Below are 21460 nucleotides of genomic sequence, written 5' to 3'. Positions count from 1 at the left end.
GCTCATCACTCTTGTTAACTATTTACCAATACTTTCGCTAATGGTAATGTAAAGCTAAATATGCTTCCTTCATTTTCAATGCTTTCAACAAAAATTTCGCCATTATGCTGGTGCACAATTTGCTTACAAATGGCTAATCCGATCCCATGTGAATCGGATGCATGGATATGGGTAGCTCGATAATAGCTATCAAAGATAAAAGGTAAATCCCTCTCAGCAATACCAACACCACTATCGGCTATCGAACAAATCAAATGCTTGTCCTCCACATGCATGGACAATTGAATACCACCACTTGATGTATATTTCATCGCATTAGTCATCATATTTTCAATCACCTGGTTGATTCTTGTCTCATCAATCAGTAGCTGTGCTTCCTGATGACCATAAAAGTGAGCACTATAGGTTAATCCTGACCGTTTGATGTCATCCTTATATCGATTTGCCATTTGTTGATATAATTCCTTTGCCTTTACCTCTGTATAAGAAAATTCTGCTCTACCCGCTTCTAGATTCGCTAAATCAAACAAGTCTTGAATTAAGCTGTTTAATGATAGTAGCCTTTCCTTACTTCTTAGTAAGTATTTCTCTTTAGCCGCTTCCTCCACGATAACGCCCTCAAGCATCAATTCTATATATCCTAAAGTAGAGGTTAGTGGGGAACGTAGCTCATGAGAAATACTATGCAAAAGTTTTTTGCGTTCCAGTTCATTTTTTTTTAAACGTTCATTCATTTTTTTCAAGTGCCGATTGGTTTCATCCAATTCCTTTGTACGTAGCTGTACTCGCTTTTCTAAATCCCCATATATTTTGGCATTTTCAAAAGATACGGCAATTTGAGCAGCTATGACTTTCAGAAGCTGGACATGAGATGGATGGAAGGCATTTGTCAGCAACGTATTCTCAAAATATAAAATCGAAATAATTTCATTTTGATGAACAATCGGTAAGCAAAGAATAGATTTCGCCGTTGAATAAGATAAAAGAGGATGCTGTGTCTTTTGAGCATTTTGAATAATCACATGTTCTTTGCTTTTAAGAACATAGCGTATAATAGACTGCATATTCGCACTAAAGTCCTCTATTTTTTGTTGCTCATACAGCGTAAAGGCATTTTCCGCAGCTTCTGCCTTTGCCAACACCAGTAGTTGCTGCTGCTGTTTATGAATAAAGTAACCACTATCTGCCCCTACATGCTTTAACAGGGAAAACAATATGTTATGCAGGAGATCCTCCATGCGAATGGCTGTTGCAAAAGATTGGGTCGTCTCAAATACAGTCATCATATCAAACGTAAGTGATTGTCTACGCTGACTTTCTGGTTGGCGATTTACTTGATAATCACTTTCCCATCTTCTAGCAATCGTTTCGGCTCCCCATGCTTGCATGCTTTGAATACCATTTAATATATAGTGTCTTGCTGTTTTCATTTGCTGTTTGGCGCGATAATAGTCTGCTGCTCGTTCATAAGCAAGTGCCACATCTTGGATAAAGCCATTCATTTTTGCTAATTGTATAGCTCGGTCATAATAGAGCTCAGCATCTTTTTCTTTGTTGTTGGAACGGTAATTTTCTGCCATTAATAAGATATAGAGATGCTCGTAATTGGCAGGAGAATAACTGGCCCATTTTTTAAATTTTTTTATGCTTTGCTGTATGTCAGATAGATATAAGCGTCGCTCTTGTGCTTCACCATTGAGGCGCTGCAGAAAATGAAATTGCCACATAGCCCGATAAAAATAATAAACGGTAGAAATCGGTAATGTATAGGTTTCTTTACTTAATTCCTTTAAGTCTATCAAAATCGCTTTTCCTTGCTTTTCATCGCCTAATAAAAAGGACATTTGTAAACGTACTGAATAATGCATGATTTTAATAGCAGGTTGATCCTGTATCGTAAAGGAGTACCCCCAATGTACAGGATGATGTGGATCGTGCAGAGCATTCATCCATCCTCCCATTTCAGCTAAAAAATCAATCGATAAAGTACTTGCATGTATGGAAAATTCATCTTGTTGTCGCCTAATTTCCTGCTGTAAATCTTGAATGGAAGCCCCCTGAATAAGTCGAATAGCGACAATAAAACAAGAGGCTGAGGATACTAAATGATATAAGCCGAGCTCTTGGCTTTTTTGTTGAGCCTCGTTAATATATTGAATGCTGGCTTCATACGGCTCTGTCCAATGGCTGATAAACACCCCATACACATAATAAGTATGTCCTTTGATATAAATACTCTCTTGCGTATCGGCAACGGTGATGGCCAGTTTTCCAAAGCGAGCAGCTTCTTTTATATTGCCAAATCCCGCATTTAAAAGCATGGCATAATTAATCAATACCATGGCACTTTTCGGTGTCGTACCATACTTCAACTGTAGGCGCATGCCTTTCATTAAAAGAATGCCCGTTAAGTTAGGATTTAACAGGAAAGCACTTGCCGTCATATTAATAATTAAATGAATTAATAGATCAATTTCCTTACTATTTGTTGCAGATTGTTGCAATAAATCCTGGTCAGACATATGTCGCAATGCTAATTTTAATAATAGATATTCTTTGAGAAGCTGTGATTTTTTAGGAGCTGCCGTAATTTTCAAATTTGCAACTTGTAACCCCGCCAAGCCTGCTTCTAGACCAATACTAGGATTATCAGATTCAATATATAATATCGTTTTTAAATTATTAATCATCAGCTTTTCTAACACTGTCTCTGAATGCTGCAAAGCTTCTGTTAAATGTATTTCAGAGCGTTCATAGTGCCCTGCAATATATTCACATTCTCCTAAGTTCGCATATAATTTAACAGACAGTTCTCTCCTAGTTATCCAATGATCCGGTGTTAATAGTTCTTTACTAGTTGTAAAAAATTTAAGCGCATTATCAAACAACCCTATTCTTTTAGCCTCTATTCCTAGTTGATAATTCCAGAGAGCCAACTTCTGTTTTTCTTCCCTCGTCAATAATTGCCGGCTGTAATTAAAATGCATAACCATTTCGTTTAAACGATCATGGTCTGCAATCGTTGGAGAATTCTCAGTTAGTAATTGGCCAATTTGATAATGCAGCTTGATGCGCTTTTGTAACGGAATTTCTTGATAGGCTACTTGCTGAATACGATCATGGACAAATTGGAATTTTGTCGAAAATGTATGCAAAATTCCTTCATGTTCAAATGTACTCGCCCATTTATAATGTGCATCTAACGGAATAATAAAACCATTTTCCACAAGTGTTTCTAAATATTTCAATAATGTTTGAGCAGGTAGGGAGACAAGCTTTAAGACATCACTAAATTCAAAACGCTGACCAAAACATGCGACAAGTCGTAAAATAGCATGGACATCGGTCGTTAAATTAGCCATTCTATTCTCAATGAAAGCAAGTAGCTCGTTATTTAAACGAGATAAATTGAATTTCTGACGATTAAACTGCCACTCTTTTGTTGTCGTATTAAAATAAATCGTGTTATCTTGCTGGAGTGAACGGTACACTTCTTTTACAAAGAGTGGATTCCCTTTGGTCAAATTAAATAATTGTTTAGCAATGACCTGTATCGTTTGCGGCTGAGCATTGAAAGATGCCTCAAGCCATTGCTGCACATGTTGTTCCTGAAGAAGGGGTAAAGGAATATGGTGACAATTGGAAAAAACAGTGGTTCTTTGCTCACTTTTTTCCTCTGTGCTGTCCTCATTCACTCGGAATGTCCCAATCATCATAAAGTACCCCGCTCGTTGCTGCTCATAAATTTGTGCCATAATTTCAAGCGTACTCTGATTGGCCCAGTGCAAATCATCAACAAACCATACAACCGGTTTCTTTTGTATTGCAAATGTTAATAAAATTTTTTGAATAGATATAAACGTATAGGAATGGAGCTGTTTTGTATTTTGACGAACCTCCTTTTGAAAGCCTACTTCTTCCTTCACAAACCATTTGAGTTCAGGTAATAAATGAATAAGCTCATCTGTCACAACTAATTTGACTTCCTGGAATAATTTTTTCCATAATTGTACGGATTTTTCACCTTCCATATAAACCAATTTCAATAAATTTCTTAACGGATGAACCACAATGGTATAGTCATTTTCTAATTGTAATTGCTCATACTTTGTTGCAATAAAATAGCCCTTTGCCGCCGCAATTTCACCCTTCAGCTCTTGTACTAGCTTGGATTTTCCATATCCTGCTTGCCCTGAAATAGTGACCATTTTTTTATCACCTTTTGTGACCTGATAAAAGTGAGAGGAAAGCTCTGCAAATTGCTCTTCTCTGCCGTAAAGCTTAGTAGACAATCCCGAATTCAACTGTAAATCCTGTTGACCTAGTGGGAAGTCGTCAAGTGATTTATTTGCCGTAAGTCTATGTTGGATAAAGAGCAAATCCTCTTTCAAACCCATTGCACTTTGATAACGATCAACCGGATTTTTAGCTAAAAGCTTGTCAATAATCTTCCAAAGGAGAGGATGACAACTATTTTGAAGGTTCATCAAGGATTCTGGCTTTTTGGTTAAGATTTCGTAAATTAAATCTACAGCATCCTTTGCTTGAAAAGGTAATTGACCGCCCAATATTTTGTAAAAAATCATACCAAGTGCATATAAATCCGTACGATAATCCACATCTAAATGAAGTCTGCCCGTCTGTTCAGGTGCATAATAAGGTAACTGATCCCGTCTTTCATAGGGATTTTCAATTACAACTGGCGATTCTGCATCATATTTCGAACTAAACTCGGAGCTTAATAATTTTATTTTGAACGAATTTGGATTGATTAATATTTGATCAGGATGAAGGTGCAAATAAAGTAAATTACTTTGTTGCATTTTAATACAAATATTCACAAGCTCAATCGCTATTAGTAGAAATTGATGTAAAGAAATAAGGTTATTTCCGAGTTGCTTTAGGGGCACACCATTAAAATTTTCATAGATAATCGCATATTGTTTATCTATATAATCCATAGCAATCGGCTTCAATAGCCAAGGATTTTGCTCATTGGAAAACAAGGTAAATTCATATTGCAGTTTGGCTCTTGTCTCAGCAGAATTTTGATGAATACTTTTTACGAGTACCAGATTGTTAAATTTCTTCATATACATTCTTTGTAAGTGCCAATCTTGATTAGACTGCAAAAGGATACAATCATTCACAAACGAACCCCCTCTTCTATCTAGTTATACTACCTTCATTTGTTAATTAGAAATCCAACGAAACTAAATCACTATTTATATTTATATACATTTATGCCAAAAATCGAGGTTGTTTTTCAAGCACATTAAAATGAGGTATACAAGAATGTAAATCTTTAAGATACATCCAGAAATTGTATATTAGTGTATAAGCTTATTATACTATTTTTCTATTGAAGGTTCTTCACCTTTTATTCAATACTCAGAAAATTTCACAAAGCTCTATCTAGTTTGGACACGACCTTTACATTCCCTTTCCTCCTACTTTTGTATATGAAATACTATAAAAAACGAAGGTTAAAATTTGGTTAAATAATATTATTATTTTTACAGGCTATACATAAGCCATCTTTATAGAATGGAACATCTTACTTTTACAGACTTACTTTGAGCGATTCATAAAACGGGTGCACGCATATTAGGAGCACCCGTTTTAGGATAGTTATTTTGTTATTCCTTGTTCAAGCATTTGTCTAAACTCTTGTACTTGATCAACCTTGATGGCTACTTGATTATAGCGCTTTTTTATTCCTAGCATAAATGTCACTTCTACAGGCTCTTTCATTTTCAAAATGAATTGTGGGTAGGCTTCAGCAAAATCACGGGCTATAAAATCAATCGTATCTTTTGATAATTTTCCTTCTAGCTGCTCCTTATCTTCCACGATTGCTGCAATTTGAGCAAATGGAATGGCAGTTCGTTTCATTAGTCCAAGAGATAAATACAATGTATCATTTGTTACGTAAACAGGATTTAAACGAATGGCCTGCATATCTGCTAAAAAGAAAATCACTGAATACATATTAAAAAGGAGCAAAACAATGGAAAGTACTATTGATTTTTCGTGTAGCCACCAGTGAATACCAATCGTTTCAATGGCAATGCCATGAATAATCATGAGCTGAAAAGCGATGTAGCTCGAATTTTTATGTAAAGTTAAGCCCTGACGTTCTTGTCTTTTCCAACTTGCAAAACCATAATATAGCACTAGCATATCCGCACAAATCATCTGAATGATAGCATGCTTGGGTACATGATTTTCTACAGCTTTTGAAAATGAAAAGAGATCTGGCAATGAACTCCTACGCACTTCCATCAGGATTTGGGGCAAATATCGCACGAGTGTTGCTAGTACGACAATTTCTAATAAAATAATAACTGATTCCATCACAAAACCTGCCCATGTCACAGCCACAAATGGCTGAAGATGCTCCATGGGAATCATAAAGCGTGCGGCAATACAGCCTGATGCGGCTAATAAAATGGCGTGCTTGAACGAAAACCTTCCTTTATAAAGCATCCATAATACGGGCATCACCACAATAAAGTCGATCAATGACCCCATGACAACCCCATTCGTTTCGATTGGTAAAATGGATACACCCAATCCAGTGTTATAGAGTGTATAATTGCTGGCTAACACGATTAATAACAAGCCTAGCCATATATTTTGCTTACTTTTTAAAACCATCCTTCCCTATCCCCCTCCTTATTGCTAATTTTACTTTATTTCAAATGGTTAATTTTGTATATATTTTGAGTATAAAAGATGATCTTTTTCCAAACATGTTCAATTATTTTTCACACTTAGAAACTTTTTACGGTAAACATGTGGCGAGTAGCCAGTGTATTCTTTAAATTTTTCGATATAGTAACTGACCGTACTAAAACCTGTATCACCAGCTATTTCGGTTATAGATAGCTCACCATTCCGCAATAATTCTATGCTTTTGCGCAGTCGGTATTGTAATAAATAGCTAAACGGCGTCATACCCACTATTTTCTTAAAAAAGCGACTGCATTCGGCGCGACTTATATAGACATGACTTGCTAAATCTTCTAACGTTACTTTTTGTTGATAATGTGCATGTAAAAAATCCAACATTACTTTTGCTCGTTCATGCTGTACGATGGAGGATTGATCCATCATTTCTTCTGTCAGCAAGGATTGAGTTAGCATCGATTCCCAAATGAATAGGAGCTCTCTCCAAAACTTTAATTCAAAAAATACGTCTTGTTCCCGCATCAATGCTGCAATCGATGCTATTTTCTGTGCTAACTCCCCCGTCAGCTTGACATAAGGCACTCGATTTTTTGTGATATAAGGCTCAACATATTTTGGGGCAAAGATACTGCCCTCATGACCAGCTATCAGCATTGGGTCCACATTGACACAATAAATCAAAGCTTGTTCAATTTCATAAGGCTTCGCTTCATGCAATACCGAGGCATTGATAAAGAGCCCCTCCCCTTGTTCTAAAATAAATGCATCTCCCCCTACTCGATACTGAGCTCGTCCACTTTTTAAATAAACAAATTGAATTTCCTTATGCCAATGGAGTGGTAGGAAATCCAACCTCTCTAATTGCATGACCGTTTCATACAAGGCAACGGGAAATTCTTTTGTCCCGTGCAGCGTTAATTCTTGTAAATCCTTTGCTATTTTAATATGCGTCAACGGCATCCTTAACACCTCAATATATTGATATTTTTATACGATTAAATCGATATTTATTTGCAATTCTCTCCTTTATAATCACCTTATATTGATAGTTTAGGAGATGTGAACAAATGAATCAAATCATCCAAAGAAATCGTACTATGGGCTTCCTTCTTGTTATATTAGGGGCAAGTTTTTGGGGAATAGGTGGGACCGTTGCCCAAAGGTTATTCCAACAAGACGATATAGAAGTGGGCTGGCTTGTATCTAGTCGGCTACTTTTGGCTGGCCTACTGCTACTAGCTATTTATAAAATAACCTACCGTCATGACTCAATTTTTGCCATATGGCGCACGAAACAGAATGCTTTTAAACAAATTTTATTTAGTTTACTCGGCATGCTCGCTGTCCAATATACCTATATGATGTCTATCGCGATTGGTAATTCTGCAGTAGCCACCTTATTACAATATTTAGCACCGCTGTTTATCATGGCTTATTTTTTACTAACGAGGCAAAATCCATTGACAAAACAAGATGGGATTGCCGTCACACTTACACTTGTAGGAACATTTTTATTATTAACAAATGGCTCCGTTTCAACCTTATCAGTTCCTTTTATGGCTGTGCTGTGGGGCGTGTTATCAGGGCTTTCAGTTGCCTTTTATACTCTCTATGCGATTCCACTTTTGCAGCAATTTCATTCATTACTAGTTGTTGGCTGGTCAATGATTATCGGTGGGGCAGTAATGAGTATTTTCCATCCACCTTGGGCGATTGATGTATCAAATTGGACCTTTTCCACTGTTGCTTATTTTCTCTTTATCATTATTTTTGGCACAATGCTCGCTTTTTGGTTTTATATTGCTAGTTTGCACTATCTCTCCCCTAAGGAGTCAAGCTTACTAGGAAGCCTTGAACCATTAATGGCTGTTATTACGAGTGTCTGGTGGTTAAAAATTACCTTTGGGGGCTATCAGTTTATAGGCACATTACTCATTCTTCTTATGATTTTATACCTCACAGTCTTTCAGAAAAAACAGGTTGAAGCGTAACTTATTCAAAATGTCCCGAAAACAATAGTAAATACCTCCTAAAACAGGACTAGTAATATATAAATTTATACATAAAATTTACATATTTCATCTATCTTTTTTCCTGATTTGTCTACTATACTGAATTTAATAGCAGACAAAAGGAGGTATTTTTATGGATAAAAAAGTTATTTTTTTCGAGGTTGAGGGTGGCACAGATAAAGGACCCGACGGCTATCGCCCAGACACCCTACCGATGGTGGATGCCCTAAAGGAACGTGGGCAAGATGCAGAGGTGCTATTTTTTGATGTCACAAAAAAACAGCAAATCTTTGACTATGTGAAGGAACATGGTGTTGCCTATGTATCGCGTATAAACCCTGGTAACTTACAGCATGAGGAAGCGTATTTTACCATGCTACGAGAGCTGTGCCAGGCTGGAATTATCGGAATGCCACATCCTGATGCGATGATTAGCTACGGCTCGAAAGATGCTCTATCAAAGCTTACATCAACGAATTTAGTACCTGATGATACATATGCCTACTACACTATAGAAGCATTCAAAACGCAATTCCCTATCTCCTTAGCTTCGACAGAACGTGTTCTGAAGCAAAATCGTGGTTCAACTGGTGAAGGTATTTGGCGTGTACAATTGGTGAATCCGCTTGCCAAGGGCATCACTGAAGTGCCACTTAATGCACAAATCAAATGTACAGAAGCGAAAGATAATCATGTTGAATATTGGCAGCTTGGCGAGTTCATGACATTTTGTAAGCAGTATATTACAGGGATGAATGGTATGTTAATCGATATGCGATTTCTTCCGCGAATTACAGAAGGTGAAATTCGCTTATTCATGTTAAGAAACCGTCCTATTTATGTAGTACATAAAAAACCGGCAGATACTGAGGATGCCTTTAGCGCCACACTTTTCTCAGGTGCCCAATATCGCTATGACCAGCCTGCAGATTGGCAAGAGCTCGTACAAAATTTTTTAGCACAACTCCCACAAGTGACGAACCTATTAGGCAATTATGATTTACCATTGATTTGGACGGCTGACTTTATGTTAGATACGAATGAGGCTGGAGAAGATGGTTATATTTTAGGTGAAATGAATTGCTCCTGTGTGGGCTTTACTTCAGAACTATCGCTAGCGCATGAAGTAGCGGAAGAAATTATCGCCTGTATCCATGAGCATCAAGCAGCACTGATGGTACCATAAAAAAAGTGCGATCTAGAAGATCGCACTTTTCATATATAAATCTTAATTGCTTGAATAAATTCATATATAAAATAACCAGCAAAACCAATCAATAAGAATCCTGCAACAATTGTAAATGTCTTAATCATCTTACGGTTCATAGCTTTTCGAGTGACTGACACAATGGTCAGCAAACCGATGTCGTGGAGTAAAATACCGCTAAGAACGCCAGCAGCAATAATTAAAAAGTTTGTCGGCTGTCCTTGTCCATAAGATTTAGCTAGCACTACACCAAATACATTGACCCAAAATACAAGATTACCAGGCGAAATTGCGACCAATAAGCCATTAAAATAAGAGGCAAAAAACGATTTGGTTACTTTTTCTCCTGCTAATGTAATATCATGGTCTGCATTCTTGATAGAATCATAGCCTAACAAGAATAAAAAGCCTGCTCCAATAATCCACATAGGAAGTTGGACCATCGGCATAGCCAAAATAGAGGCTAGTCCCATGTATAAAGCAAAAACTAATACAATGTCAATGGTCATGCCACCAAGCCCTACAGCCCAGCCATGCATAAAACCATTTTTGAGTCCTTGCTTTGTCATTTCTACAGTAATAGCTCCTACAGGCATGGCAATGGCAAGTCCTACCAATACATACGCTACATATAAACTCAAAAAAACACTTCTTTCATGTAATCGATAAGCTTCATACGTCCGTTTATCTTTTTATGATAGCATAAATATACTTAAAATCAAATAATTATTAATGCTTTGCTAGACAGTTTTTAATCGTTATAGCATTTGCTTTTTCCATTGTGTTAACAGATCACGTGACTTTACAAGATCCATTTTCAATGCAACTTGCTTAGCGCTACACCGTTTTTCAGCTTTGTTCCACGCCTCTTCTAATGCAGGTAAATAGCTTAAATTTTTCGTCGCTGCTACTAGCTGTAAAAAAATATTGCCTTGAATATAGTGCCAACGTGGATTCATCCCATCTAGTAGAATAGCTTCTTCAATTAATCGTAATGCCAGATAGGGGCTGCCCTCCTGACGATTCAAAAACTGGGCAAAAGCTCCCCAATAGAGCGCCTTATTGGGCTGCAATTTGATTGCCTCTGCATACTGTGCTGTTGCCTTGTCTCGTTCTTCAGCAAGAACAAAGTATTCCGCCATTGTATAATAAGCATTCGCCTGTGCTTCAATAGACCCTGCTAATAATTCATCGATTACTTTTCCAAATTGCTCATCATCCTGACTCCCAATATAAGCCGTGAGAACATCTCGTTCTGGATAAGAACCATCTGTGCGTTCTACACTTTGTTTCACCTTTTCATCAGTGGGGTGAGGCATACTCGCATACCCGTTCGCCTCTAGCATGGCCACATGCTGTTGGATGAATTGATAGGCCTCCTCTTCAACCACTGCATGATTCATTATTATTCTTTTAGCCAGTTGATAGCTTTCCTTTACCTGTCCACTCAAAAATAAGTCATTAACTTGTTGAACTTGCTCATCCAGTTGTTTTACCACCATTTAAATCCTCCACTTCACAAAAGACAAATCTTATAGCTAGTGTACCATCTTCGCAATAGAAGCAAAAGACAACTTGTCCTAATCTTTCTACAATTCTTTTAATTTAAACGCTTTTACATGCTGTTCAAGTGTATGAGCCATATGATTTGTTTCATTAGAACCTTGTGCTACCTCATCAATACTTGCTGTTGTTTGCTGTGCTGCTACCGTAATCATATTCATCGTTTCTTCTATATCTCTAATGGATTCTGTTAATTGTTGAATCATTTGAACAATACGAGCTGATTTTTCATTTTCAGCGGTCATAGCATGAGAAAGCATAATCATTTCTTCTACCGTTGTGGCTACTGCTGTGGAAATATTGCCTAAAGATTGCGCGGTTAAACGCACTGTCTCTGTGCCTTTTTCGATATATTGCGTATTATCATTCGTAGATGTCATCACTTGCTGAACATGTTTCATAATGTCTTGAATTAGCTGTTCGACTTGTAAAACCTCTTGATTGGACTGCTCGGCAAGCTTGCGTACTTCCTCAGCAACAATGGCAAAACCCTTCCCATGCTCCCCTGCTCTAGCCGCCTCGATGGAAGCATTCAAAGCTAGTAAATTCGTTTGGGAGGCTATAGTAGCAATAGAGGTAGTAATCGTTTGTATTTTGGTTGCTGATGTGACCAAGTTTTCGACTGTTTGTCGAACTTCACCTGAACCGTTATGAATCAATGCCATATCATTACTTATATCCTTCGCCAGTCGCTCACCCTCTGTTGCTAATTTCATTGTTTGTCGAGCATTCTCAGCACTGTCATTGGCATTGTGCTGTATCATTTGAAGGTCCTCTGCTAAAGATGTCAGAACATCTGTCGCATTTTCAGCATGATGCATCCCTTCCGTCACAGCACTTGTGACCTCTTCGATATTGTTCGCAACACCTTGAATCGTATTACTCATATCGTGCAACGTGGAAGCGGTTTCATCTGAGTTATTAGCTAAAGTATTTGAAGTGGAGCGCATCGTCATAATCATATTTTGCAAATTAGCGGTCATTCGATTTAAGGTATTTGCTAAATCCTCTACTTCATCCTTACTATGAATTTTTGTTTCAGGTACAGCTAAATTCCCATTCGCAATTTCTTTAGCCTGCTGAATTAGCACACTAATCGGTTTCACTTTTTGACGAATTAAAAAGCCTGTAATGATCGAAGCAATAAGCATAGGGAAAATACTTATTAAGATACCATTTCGCACGACATCCCACGTTCGTTCTTTTACGATATTGGCATCAAAATCGATGACACTAATTGCAATGATTTCTTTACTAGAATCATGGTCTTTAAAAATAGGTGCATAGCCTGATAAGCGATCCATACCAGCAAAATTATAGGGCTGTGAGTATGTTGGATGCTTATGTGTCAGCAACATATCAATGGCTTCTTTATCTAAATAAAATGAATCGCCAGGTGCGAGACCTTCCTCAGCTAAATGTTCATCCAGCGCTAATAATGTGCCATCGAGTGCTAAAATATATTGCGTTTGAAAAATGTCCTTATGGCCCGTTGTCCAGTTTAAATCATGTCCAATACGCACCTGTGCATCTTGATCGCCCTGAATGGCCTTGTCCATTAATGCTGGATCAATTAAACCTGTTGTGATATTGGCACAACCATAGGCCTCCACGCCAGCAGCATCATATAGTTTATTGTAAGCAGTTATGTATGTAGCGAACGACGTAATCCCTAGCATCACCACTAAAATACCAGCAATAATCGTCCCAAGTTGAAAAGTTAATGAATTGCGTAATTTCACCATTCATCCTCTCCCCTTTCTAATAATCATCTATGAATATTCCCTATTATTCCTCAATCATACTACAAAAAGATGTATTTAAAAAGCATCTTTAATATTACTAATATAATAAAAGCGATGGATAAAAGTTCTGAATTATGCGATAATTGAAGCGAACTCTCTTCATCATGGAGCATTACCTTATCATCTAATAGGAGGGCTTGCTATGAATAAACGCTTTCATTTTATATCGCTTGTTACAGGAAATTTGTTAACGATAGGAGCTATTTTTATTTATGCTATGCAAAGTCAAGTGCATGTAGCCCTCAGTACGTATGCTCTTGTGATGGGGTTTTTAAGTACATTACTTGTGGTTTTCTTTTATATATGGGGAGAAGAAAAACAACAGATACCCAATCGCTTTTTGAAATAATTAGCATAAAATTAGCCTGTTTTGACACACTAAAACGATTGAAAGCAGTTGATTTTATTATGCTGTACATCCCTTTTACCTTATAGGGTGAAAGGGATTTTTTATGTACAGCTCAAAAGGTGAGAAAAATAAAGCACATGAAATTCTATGATGAGAGGCTAGATTAGTTTGAACAACTTCATCTAACAAAATCTACAAATGAGCTCAATAAATTAGTCTTTTTCATACACAATTAGCTACTTTCTCGAGGTATTCCCCTCTGATTACGTCTAATTATTGTAGTAAAATAAAAATTTTTGTAGAAATTTTTAAAACAATGATTGAGTAGTATATCAATTTTCTGTATAATCAGCTTGTTTGACAATACTTTATATGAACTTGGGGGTAGACAATTGGGTAAAGCATTGATTATCGGAGCTGGCGGAGTTGCCAGTGTTGTGGTACACAAGTGTGTTCAAAATTCGGACGTATTTGAGGAAATTTGTATCGCAAGTAGAACTGTTTCAAAATGTGACGCTCTAAAAGAAAAACTAGACGGCGGAAAAACAAAAATTCATACTGCACAGGTAGACGCGGATAATACAGAAGAGGTTATTGAGCTTATTAAAGCTTTCGGACCGGATGTTGTGATTAACGTGGCATTACCTTATCAGGACTTAACGATTATGGATGCTTGCTTAGCGACAGGTGTGCACTATGTGGATACTGCAAACTACGAGCCACCTGAAACGGCAAAATTTGAATATAAATGGCAATGGGCTTATAAAGAGAAGTTTGAAAAAGCCGGCTTAACTGCATTACTTGGTAGCGGTTTTGATCCAGGTGTAACAGGCGTTTTCACAGCTCATGCTCAAAAACATGAATTTGATGAAATTCACTATATTGATATCGTGGATGCGAATGCGGGAGATCATGGCTATCATTTCGCAACAAACTTTAACCCAGAAATTAACATTCGTGAAATTACAGCGAATGGTCGTTACTGGAAAGAAGGCAAGTGGGTTGAAACAGCACCACTTGAGAAAAAAGAAGTGTATAACCTTCCAGAAATCGGACCAAAAGATATTTATCTTCTATACCATGAAGAGCTTGAATCACTTGCAAAAAATATCAAAGGTTTAAAACAAATCCGTTTCTGGATGACGTTCTCTGAAAAATACTTAACACACTTAAAAGTATTAGAAAACGTTGGTATGACATCTATTGAACCAATCGAATTTGAAGGTCAAATGATTCAACCAATCCACTTCCTTAAAGCGGTATTGCCAGATCCAGCTTCTCTTGGACCACGTACAAAAGGTAAAACAAATATCGGTTGTATCATACGCGGTCTAAAAGATGGGCAAGAAAAAACGTATTATGTCTACAACGTATGTGACCATGAAGAGTGCTATAACGAGGTGGGTTCACAAGCGATTTCTTACACAACAGGTGTACCAGCTATGATCGGTGCTATGCTTGTGATGAATGGCGAATGGCGTAAACCAGGTGTTTGGAATGTAGAAGACTTCAATCCAGATCCATTCATGGATGCACTAAATAAATGGGGTCTACCATGGCAAGAAAGTCATAACCCAGAATTACTTGACCTTGATTTAGATGCAAAGGAATTAAGCCGATGAAACCAATTGATTTTTCAAAAGTTCCATCCCCTTCTTATGTAGTGGATGAGCGATTATTAACAAAAAATCTTGAGCTTTTAAAATCAATTCAAGATCGTACAGGCTGCCGCATTTTACTAGCCCTAAAAGGCTTTTCCATGCATTCAACATTCCCATTAGTTGGGGAATATTTAGCAGGTATTACTGCTAGCTCCTTGCATGAAGCACGTCTAGGCTATGAAAAAATGGGCAAGGAAGTACACGTCTATGCTCCTGCTTATATTGAGCATGAAATGGACGAGCTTCTAGGCTATGTGGATCACATCGTGTTTAACTCATTTAACCAATGGGCTCAGTTCAAAGAGAAAGTAAAATCTGCTGGAAAAACAATTGAATGTGGTATTCGTGTGAATCCTGAGTACTCTGAAATTGAAACAGCACTTTACGATCCTTGCTACACGAACTCTCGCCTTGGTACAACTTTGGCTAACTTCGATAAATCACAGCTTGACGGCATTGATGGCTTACATTTCCATGCGATGTGTGAACAAAATTCCGACACGTTAGAACGTATTATTGAAGTAGTAGAAGAAAAATTTGGTGATGTGTTACATCAAATGAAATGGTTAAACTTCGGTGGTGGCCACCATATTACGCGTGCAGATTATGATGTCGAAAAACTTGTTAACATCATTAACTATATTCAAGAAAAATACAACCTGCTTGTTTACTTAGAACCAGGCGAAGCGGTAGCACTTAATACAGGCTATTTAGTCGCTACAGTACTTGATATTCAAAAAAATGGCATGGACCTTGCTATTTTAGATACGTCAGCAACATGTCATATGCCTGATGTACTTGAAATGCCGTACCGTCCAATGATTATCGGTTCTGGTCAAGCAAATGAATTCGCGCATACGTATCGCTTAGGCGGACTTACATGTCTTGCTGGTGATGTAATTGGTGATTATTCATTTGATCAACCATTAAAACCAGGCGATCGTCTTGTCTTTACAGATATGGCTCATTATTCTATGGTTAAAAACCATATGTTTAATGGTGTCAACTTACCTTCTATCGTTTCTTATAACGATGAAGAAGGCAGTAAAGTCATTCGTGAATTTAAATTTGAAGACTACAGTGGTCGACTGTCTTAATAACAAACGAAAAGCCCTTCCCAGTTTGCTGGAAGGGCTTTTTATTATGACCATATTGTCAACCTATGAAAAAAGACGATGTCCATAAACATTTGGTGAGACGAGAGGTTGATAGCCGTTCCGCCATGTTGCAAAGGTGTCTTTTCTTTATCTTATGCCTTTATTTAAATGTGAAGGGATTAGTCACAACAAGGCTACTTGAGTCCCGTGGAATATGGAATAGCTAGCCCCTAGGTTTTGCTCTGCGCGAAAGCAATGCGTCAGCGACAAGCCTTTTCGCCGTACACAAAATCCTAGTGATTGTGTTGTTTTTTCAACACTAAGAAAACTTAGAGTGCCTATGCCTCCACGTTTTCTTTTTCATTTTCAAGCATTTTGTGTAAATAATCGATAATCTCACGAATGCCATCTAATGAATTGACCAATATTTTTGGATCGACATAAGTAATCATACGGTTCTCAAGATTAGCTACAGCCGTAAAGTAGCGTGTTTTACTGTAATTAACAAGGCCCAATTGTTGAAGTACTGAATCATCAAAATCAAGAATTTCTCGAGCTTCTGTCACCAGTAATCCATAATTAACCACGTCTGTATTTAAAACAATAATACGAGCAGTTGCTGTATTAGATGAGCGGTTGTACAATATTCGTTCAAAATCAAGAACAGGTACAAGCTCACCACGAATTCTTGTAAAGCCTAAAAGATAATTAGGTAAATGAGGGATAGGTGTTACATGCTCTAATTTTTCAATTGAAATTGCTTGCTCCACAGGCACTGCGTATTCCTCTGTCCCACAAGCAAAAACGACTGCTTTGACACTTTCCATGCGGTCACATCCTTCTATTTGACTGTTAGTTTTTCGCCGATTCTTTGACGATTTCTACAAGTAAATCTGCTAATTTTTCTAATTCTTCTACTGGTATTTTTTCATTTGTTGTATGAATGTCTTCATAGCCAACTGATAGATTAACGGTAGGAATGCCAAAGCCAGCAATCACATTCGCATCCGAGCCGCCACCTGAAATACCTAATGTTGGTGTACGATCAATATTGCGTGCAGCTGCGATGGCTACTTGAACTACTTTATCTGTTTCTGTTACACGGAATCCTGGATACATCAGCTTCACTTCTACTTCAGCACGTGCGCCTAGTGAAGCCGAAACTTGCTCAAAAGTTTCCTTCATATGCTTTGTTTGTGCATCTAATTTAGCTTGGTCAATAGAGCGCGCTTCTGCTAAAATTGTCACTTCATCACAAACAATATTCGTCGCTTGTCCACCCTCAAAACGTCCAATATTTGCAGTCGTTTCTTCATCTAAACGACCTAGCTTCATTTGAGCGATACATTTTGATGCCACTGTAATAGCGGAAATACCCTTTTCAGGAGCCACCCCTGCATGTGCCGTTTTGCCAATAATCTTCGCAAAAATTTTCGCTTGGAATGGTGCTGCAGTCACGATGCCTCCCACTTTCCCATCACTGTCTACTGCAAAGCCATATTTCGCCTTAATCATGGTTGGATCTAGCTCTTTTGCTCCAACAAGCCCACTTTCTTCACCAGCCGTAATAATAAATTCAATATCTCCATGTGCAATATTTTGCTCTTTTAAACATTTTACCATCTCTAAAAGTGCTGCTAGACCAGCCTTATCGTCAGCACCTAAAATCGTCGTGCCATCTGATACGATATAACCATCTTCACGTAGAGAAGGTTTAATACCTTTCCCTGGAACAACTGTATCCATATGAGACGTAAAGTAAATTGGCTCCACATCTAATGTGCCTTTTAATGTAGCAATAATATTACCTGCTCCATGTCCATTACGCGTATGAGCATCGTCTTGGATAACTGTAAAACCAAGTGCAGTTAATTTTTCTACAAGAATTGGTGCAATTACTTGTTCATGTTTTGTTTCTGAATCAATTTGAACGAGCTCAAAAAACTCTTCTACTAAACGACTTGTCATGTTGTAAAACTCCCTTAGTTTACGTGTTTTGCCACGTTATAGTATATGTACTATTTTAGCACAAGGTCAGAAGAGTTGAAATCATTGAACAATCCTACCAAACTAAAAAGTCTGAGAAAAATTCTCAGACTTTCCCATATTGTTGAAAAAAGGTGATGCCAATAGCATAAAAAGAACCTTTAGCAAGGCGAGGGGTTGATTTCCGTTCCGCCAGCGTCCTTTCCAGGGGGCGTCCGTTGAGCCGCTTCACTCACTGCGTTTCGCTCCAGGGTCTCACCTATGACGCTATGAGCTGCACCCAAAATATTGGACTTAAAAATCTACTATAGGGGGTGCAGTTAGTGATTTCTGATGAACAAAAATTAGCCGCAGTTCTAGCTTACTTTGAAGAAAAAGAAAGTACGTATCAGATTGCCAATCGATTACAGAGGGATCGACAGTACATTCGATTATGGATTGAATTATATCGCTATCATGGCATCGAAGGAATTATTCGTCCTCAAGGGTTCACGAATTACGAAGATTCTTTTAAAATAAAAGTAATTCAACACCTGATAGAGACGGGCGATTCGCTCCTTCAGACTGCTGCGAAGTTTAATATTCCTTCCCGTGAAACCATTCGGAGATGGAAAAAACAATCGATGTCAACGGCTGGTGAGGTGCTCTATCAAGTAGAAAAGGAGCGCCAATCAATGCCAAAAAAACAACCACCTTCGTCCGATTTAAATGGAAAAACAACGGATGAGTTAAAAGCGGAAATTGAGTATTTACGGATGGAAAATGCCTATTTAAAAAAGTTGAAAGCCTTAGTTCAAGAAAAGGATGCCTTCAAATCCAAGAAAAAGTAAGAGCTGTCTATGAGCTAAGGTTGGATTTTCCTCTTCAAGCTCTATTAAAAGTCGCGAAACTTAAGAAAAGTACGTATTATTATCATCTCCAAAAATGGGTAAAACCAGATAAATATCAGGCGATCAAAGAACGAATTCAGACGCTTTTTCATTACCATAAGGGGCGTTATGGCTATCGTCGTATTTGTTTAGCCCTCCGAAATGAAGGGTTTTTCATCAACCATAAAACGGTCCAACGATTGATGCAAGAATTGGGCTTAAAAGGGACGGTACGCCCTAAAAAATACCGTTCGTATAAAGGGACAGTCGGCTATGTCGCAGAGAATGTCATCCAACGTGATTTTGAAGCCACTGCACCCAATCAGAAATGGGTAACCGATGTAACGGAGTTTAAAATAAACGGTCAAAAAATCTATATATCCGCTGTATTAGATTTATTCAATCGAGAAATCGTTGGGTATGAGGTATCAAAATCACCTAATTTTGAGTTAGTTCAACAGTCTTTTAAGAAGGCATTTACGTATACAAAGTTATCGAAAAAGAGTGGCTTAATCGTCCATTCTGATCAAGGATGGTTATATCAAATACCACGTTTTAAAGCGTTATTGGCAACACATGAAATCAAGCAAAGTATGTCACGGAAAGGAAATTGTTTAGATAATGCCGTGATAGAAAGCTTTTTTGGCATTATGAAATCAGAATTTCTATACGCAACAACGTTTAAGAACTACGAAGCATTCAAAAAAGCGTTAGTAGGCTATATCCACTACTACAATCATGAACGGATAAAAATAAAACTCAACGGAAAAAGTCCAGTTGAGTTTCGAAGAGTTTCTTAAAAGTTCAAATTTTTGGGGTCAGTTCACTAAATCCCTAGGAGTGACGCTGGCGCCACTCCAATCAACCATGTGCAAAAGTGTCTTTTCCTTAGCTCATTATTTGTCTTATTAGAGCAGGGATAGGCTTCTATTTTCAATGTGGAGAAGTGATGTGTGACAACACCCCTCCATAAAGAGTAGTGAATACCTTCTCTTTAATTGAAAACCTTTACTAATAAAGAAATATTTTTATAGATTGGAGTGAAGGGCTACTTGACTCCCGTGGGATAGCGAGACAGGCGAGCCTCTAAACGGGGAAGCGGCCTGGTACTCGCTCACAGGAAAGCAAGCGGCCTGCAACGAAAATCCACTTTCATCTTTCACAAAAGTTCTGTGGTAGTTTTATTTTCCAAAACTATGAAAAATTCCCAGACTTTCCTTAGGCATTGACAATAGCCTCTTTTTCTTTTTCTATAGCTTGTAGGTAGTTATTTGCTTTATTTTGTTTATCCTGTAAGCGCCAAATGGTATTATGTACATCGTCCTGAACCCGTGAAACTTGTTCTCTTGCTGTTGAAATTTTAGAATGGACAGACCATGCAGAAAAAATATCATCAAAGAAGTAGTCAGCAAACTTCACAAACCCATCTGTTTCTACATGCAGCGATTTCGTTGACATCTCATGAACATCCAATAATTCATTATGAAAACGTTGCAACGCGATTTGAGCCCGATGTAAATAGTTTTCTGACTGATCGAGTGCATCATGCTTTAAGTGAGTGGCAATCAGCCCGCCACCAAAGAAAGTATCCCAGGAGGAATAGCCACTAGCCGAATGAAGAGAAGCTGCTGCTTGCCCTAGCTTTGTTAGAGCTACTTCCCCCGCTTCCTCAGCCTCTTGAATTTCTGTTATGAGTTGCTTTGTTACCATTTCCTCATGTGCTAAATGCTCTAGCTTCTTTGCCTGAGCAACATCATGAAGCTGTAAGTACTTTTTCTTTTTCGCATAGATTTGTTGAAGTTCTTGTTGTAACGCCATTTCATCAAATTGAGCTAGCTTATTGGTTACTTGAACACTATCTTCTGTTAAATCCGCTTGCATTTTCTTCGCTTCACTAATCTTTAATTCAAGAACTGCTGCTTTATCAATTTTTTCAGCGCGTAGTTCATCTTGTTGTCCAGTCCACGTACGAATCATATTCATAAATGAGAAGCCATCCAATTTATCAAGTTTTGATCGAATTTGGTTGAGGGCTGTCGTATGTTTGTCTATTTCCTGTTGTGTATAGTGAATCTGCTTATGCAATAATTCGCTTTGCTCGTTTAATCTTGATGCCTTTCTTAGTTGTGCATGAATCTTTACTTGCTCTGTTTGCAATTGCTTCCATTCCATTCATCTCAACTCCTCTTACTATATCAGTACGGATGGCAAGAAAAAA

General features: G+C 37.8%; 16 protein-coding genes. 7 read left to right on the top strand and 9 right to left on the bottom strand.

Features of this window, described 5'->3' with window-relative positions; translation table 11 throughout:
* Positions 1-14: 14 nt before the first annotated feature.
* The 3 genes from MHI34_RS16455 to MHI34_RS16445 all read right to left on the bottom strand — a co-directional run bounded on the left by MHI34_RS16455 (position 15) and on the right by MHI34_RS16445 (position 7653).
* Positions 15-5150 (bottom strand): ATP-binding protein, encoded by a 5136-nt coding sequence (locus MHI34_RS16455; protein WP_342503674.1) that lies wholly within the window; start codon positions 5148-5150, stop codon positions 15-17.
* A gap of 481 nt (positions 5151-5631) precedes the next feature.
* Positions 5632-6660 carry a beta-carotene 15,15'-monooxygenase gene (locus MHI34_RS16450; protein ID WP_089934716.1) on the bottom strand — a complete coding sequence of 343 codons (1029 nt, stop codon included), beginning with the start codon at positions 6658-6660 and terminating at the stop codon, positions 5632-5634.
* A gap of 99 nt (positions 6661-6759) precedes the next feature.
* On the bottom strand, positions 6760-7653 hold the full coding sequence (locus MHI34_RS16445) for an AraC family transcriptional regulator (RefSeq protein WP_036119929.1): 894 nt from the start codon (positions 7651-7653) through the stop codon (positions 6760-6762).
* 107 nt (positions 7654-7760) lie between these two features.
* Here MHI34_RS16445 and MHI34_RS16440 point away from each other — a divergent pair, with 107 nt between their 5' ends.
* Positions 7761-8684 carry a DMT family transporter gene (locus MHI34_RS16440; protein WP_340809201.1) on the top strand — a complete coding sequence of 308 codons (924 nt, stop codon included), beginning with the start codon at positions 7761-7763 and terminating at the stop codon, positions 8682-8684.
* A gap of 154 nt (positions 8685-8838) precedes the next feature.
* Complete coding sequence (locus MHI34_RS16435) at positions 8839-9891, top strand: Cj0069 family protein (protein WP_271910223.1); 1053 nt, start codon at positions 8839-8841, stop codon at positions 9889-9891.
* A 29-nt stretch (positions 9892-9920) separates the two neighbouring features.
* Here MHI34_RS16435 and MHI34_RS16430 read toward each other — a convergent pair whose 3' ends face one another.
* From MHI34_RS16430 to MHI34_RS16420, 3 genes are all read right to left on the bottom strand, one after another.
* Positions 9921-10553 (bottom strand): LysE family transporter, encoded by a 633-nt coding sequence (locus tag MHI34_RS16430; RefSeq protein ID WP_036119920.1) that lies wholly within the window; start codon positions 10551-10553, stop codon positions 9921-9923.
* Positions 10554-10670: 117 nt separating this feature from the next.
* Positions 10671-11414 (bottom strand): hypothetical protein, encoded by a 744-nt coding sequence (locus MHI34_RS16425; protein ID WP_036119916.1) that lies wholly within the window; start codon positions 11412-11414, stop codon positions 10671-10673.
* Between the two features lie 87 nt (positions 11415-11501).
* Positions 11502-13220, bottom strand: coding sequence for a methyl-accepting chemotaxis protein (locus tag MHI34_RS16420; protein ID WP_342503673.1), 1719 nt, complete (start codon positions 13218-13220; stop codon positions 11502-11504).
* A 202-nt stretch (positions 13221-13422) separates the two neighbouring features.
* Here MHI34_RS16420 and MHI34_RS16415 point away from each other — a divergent pair, with 202 nt between their 5' ends.
* The 3 genes from MHI34_RS16415 to nspC all read left to right on the top strand — a co-directional run bounded on the left by MHI34_RS16415 (position 13423) and on the right by nspC (position 16387).
* On the top strand, positions 13423-13629 hold the full coding sequence (locus MHI34_RS16415; RefSeq protein ID WP_036119912.1) for a hypothetical protein: 207 nt from the start codon (positions 13423-13425) through the stop codon (positions 13627-13629).
* A 392-nt stretch (positions 13630-14021) separates the two neighbouring features.
* Entirely contained in the window at positions 14022-15251 is a 1230-nt protein-coding gene (locus tag MHI34_RS16410) for a saccharopine dehydrogenase family protein (RefSeq protein WP_036119909.1), read from the top strand.
* Complete coding sequence (gene nspC, locus MHI34_RS16405; RefSeq protein ID WP_036119906.1) at positions 15248-16387, top strand: carboxynorspermidine decarboxylase; 1140 nt, start codon at positions 15248-15250, stop codon at positions 16385-16387. The genes MHI34_RS16410 and nspC overlap by 4 nt, the downstream gene beginning before the upstream one ends.
* Positions 16388-16725: 338 nt before the next feature.
* On the opposite strand, the gene MHI34_RS16400 is transcribed toward nspC, so the two are convergent.
* Together MHI34_RS16400 and MHI34_RS16395 are read right to left on the bottom strand one after the other, a co-directional pair.
* The gene (locus MHI34_RS16400; protein WP_036119903.1) at positions 16726-17214 is read right to left on the bottom strand and encodes a CheW domain-containing protein; all 489 of its coding nucleotides are present in this window, start codon (positions 17212-17214) and stop codon (positions 16726-16728) included.
* A gap of 25 nt (positions 17215-17239) precedes the next feature.
* Positions 17240-18355, bottom strand: a complete 1116-nt coding sequence (locus MHI34_RS16395; protein ID WP_089934711.1) for a M20/M25/M40 family metallo-hydrolase — start codon at positions 18353-18355, stop codon at positions 17240-17242.
* Positions 18356-18696: 341 nt separating this feature from the next.
* On the opposite strand from MHI34_RS16395, the gene MHI34_RS16390 reads away from it, so the two are divergent.
* Together MHI34_RS16390 and MHI34_RS16385 are read left to right on the top strand one after the other, a co-directional pair.
* On the top strand, positions 18697-19203 hold the full coding sequence (locus tag MHI34_RS16390) for a helix-turn-helix domain-containing protein (RefSeq protein ID WP_342503599.1): 507 nt from the start codon (positions 18697-18699) through the stop codon (positions 19201-19203).
* Positions 19188-20042: an IS3 family transposase gene (locus MHI34_RS16385; RefSeq protein WP_342504450.1), complete on the top strand. Its 855-nt coding sequence runs from the start codon at positions 19188-19190 to the stop codon at positions 20040-20042. The genes MHI34_RS16390 and MHI34_RS16385 overlap by 16 nt, the downstream gene beginning before the upstream one ends.
* Before the next feature lie 418 nt (positions 20043-20460).
* On the opposite strand, the gene MHI34_RS16380 is transcribed toward MHI34_RS16385, so the two are convergent.
* Positions 20461-21414: a hypothetical protein gene (locus tag MHI34_RS16380; protein WP_058844039.1), complete on the bottom strand. Its 954-nt coding sequence runs from the start codon at positions 21412-21414 to the stop codon at positions 20461-20463.
* Between the last annotated feature and the right edge of the window lie 46 nt (positions 21415-21460).

This window comes from Lysinibacillus sp. FSL L8-0126 (genome assembly GCF_038630385.1).
Classification (GTDB): domain Bacteria; phylum Bacillota; class Bacilli; order Bacillales_A; family Planococcaceae; genus Lysinibacillus; species Lysinibacillus fusiformis_D.
The sequence above is the reverse complement of the archived record's forward strand: the minus strand, read 5'-3'. Positions and strand labels throughout refer to the sequence as shown.